Below are 2,338 nucleotides of genomic sequence, written 5' to 3' on the forward strand. Positions count from 1 at the left end.
ATTTTTTTATAATATCCTCACTAATAACAAAGTAAAAGTGTATTTTAATAAAACATATATTTTATTAAAAGAAAAAAATAAATATTTTTCATTAGTAAAATAGAAAATAATAGTTGATTTTTTTTGAAAAATAAATTATAATAAGCTTAATAAAATAAAATTATTTAAATTTTATTTTGATAAATATTTATGTAGAATATTAAATAAAAGGAGAAAGCTATGAAGAAAAAACTATTATTGGCATCGATTTTGGCAAGTTCATTTTCATCATTTGCAATGGGGGGGGGTAAAGAAAATAACATTCCCATTGAAAAGTTAAATGAAACAGTTATTACAACGACAGAAGCTTTTGGTACAAAAACAAGAGAAACAGCTAAAAATATACAAGTATTAACAGCGAGAGATATTAAACTTAAGGGAGCAGCAACAGTACAAGAAGCATTAAAAGGTATACCTGGAGTAATTGTAAGAAAATATGATGGTGGAATGGCAAATATAGATTTAAGAGGAGGTGGAGATGCTGTTTCTTTTAGTGGAACAACTTTACTTTTAGACGGAGTTCCTATGAATGGTTTGGTAAAACTAGACATAAACTCTATTGCAATTGATGATATAGATAGAATAGAAATTATTCAAGGTGGAGGAGCAGTTGTTTATGGAGATGGTTCAACTGGTGGAGTTGTAAATATAATAACTAAAGCAGCTCAAAATAAGACTAACTATGGTAGCATTAATTTAGAACTGGCTTCATGGAAAACTAAAAAAGCTAATCTTACATATGGGACTAATTTAACGGATAGATTTTCTGTGGCTGCATCATATTCCAATACAACTTCTATGGAATATAGAGAAAGAGGGTATGGAACTAATTATCTAGGAGAAAAATTTGACTATAGAAATAGAAAAGATGAAAAAGAATCAATAATGCTAAGAACAAAATATGAACTAAAAGATGGAGCTATTGATTTGAGATATAGCCATACAGAAAATATAGATATTTATACAGGTTATTTAGAGAAAAAAGAATTTGATAAAAATCCTAGACAGAAGGGTCAATATTCAGGGCTTATAGAAAATAAAATAGATATTTGGAACTTATCATTTAATAAAAAATTAACAGATAAATTTGATTTCCTTGTATATGGCGGTTATTCTAAGGATAAAAGTATAAATCAAAAACAGGAGACAAAAGAATATTTCATAAAACCAGAACTTAAATATAATTATGCAAAAGACAGCTATATAATAGTTGGAGGAGACTACAGAAAAGGAGAGAGAGAATTTAAGAAAATACTAGATGTAAATGGTGTTTTAGGCAAAGCTCCTAATGATGAAAGAAAGTCAAAGGCAATTTATTTATTAAATAAAACAAGCTTTGGAAATTTTCAATTTACTCAAGGATATAGAAGAGAAAAAGTAGAATATAAATACAGTGAAAAAAAATATAATCCAATGACATGGGCTCTTGAAAAAATTGTTCCAAAAGGAAATGACTATTCTAATAATAATAGTTTTGAATTGGGCATAAATTATTTATATTCTAGCACTGGGAATACTTATTTCAATTATACAAGGGCAACTAGAACTCCAACTATAGGTGAAGCAGGTGCTTGGCATGGAGAATATAAAACACAAAAAAATGATATATTTGAAATAGGATTAAGAGATTATTATAAAAATACTTTTATAAATACATCGATATTTTATATAAATTCTGAAAATGAAGTATATTATGATAAAACAGACCCTAACTATTCAAAAAATAGAAATTTTGATGGAAAAGTTAGAAGAACAGGAGCACAATTATCTCTAATACATGATTTTAATAAATTAACTTTGAGAGAAAATATATCATATATAAATCCTAAGGTGAAAACAGGACAATATAAAGGGAAAGAATTTGCAGGAGTTCCTAAGTGGATTTTTAATCTAGGTGCAACATATAAATTTACAGATAAATTCCTAATAAATGCAGATATGTATTATCAATCAAAGGCTTATGCTGTTGATGACTTTGATAATTATCATGGAAGGGGAAATGATTATTTAACAGTAGATACCAATATTTCTTATAGTTTTGACAATGGATTAGAAATATATGGAGGAATTAAAAATTTATTTGATGAGAAATATGCATCAAGTATAACTTCAACTAGAACTTCATGGGGTGCAGGAGCAAGAAAGGTTTATTATCCAGCTGATGGTAGAAGTTTTTATACAGGTTTCAAATATAAATTCTAAAAATAAATAAAAAATTCTGATGTAATAAGCAGGTAGAAGGCTACCTGCTTTATTTAAAATAGCGTAAAAAGGAGAAAAAATGAGAAAGAAGATAAAG

General features: G+C 27.1%; 1 protein-coding gene. It reads left to right on the forward strand.

Features of this window, described 5'->3' with window-relative positions:
* Positions 1-219 precede the first annotated feature (219 nt).
* The gene (locus tag Q4A58_RS03725; RefSeq protein ID WP_303116669.1) at positions 220-2,241 is read left to right on the forward strand and encodes a TonB-dependent receptor; all 2,022 of its coding nucleotides are present in this window, start codon (positions 220-222) and stop codon (positions 2,239-2,241) included.
* The last annotated feature ends 97 nt before the right edge of the window (positions 2,242-2,338 follow it).

Origin of the sequence: Fusobacterium sp. (genome assembly GCF_030528405.1) — a bacterium.
Classification (GTDB): Bacteria; Fusobacteriota; Fusobacteriia; order Fusobacteriales; family Fusobacteriaceae; genus Fusobacterium.

Excerpts from the sequence above, each read along its gene's own strand:
- Q4A58_RS03725 (WP_303116669.1), top strand. The coding sequence starts at position 220 with ATGAAGAAAAAACTATTATTGGCATCGATTTTGGCAAGTTCATTTTCA.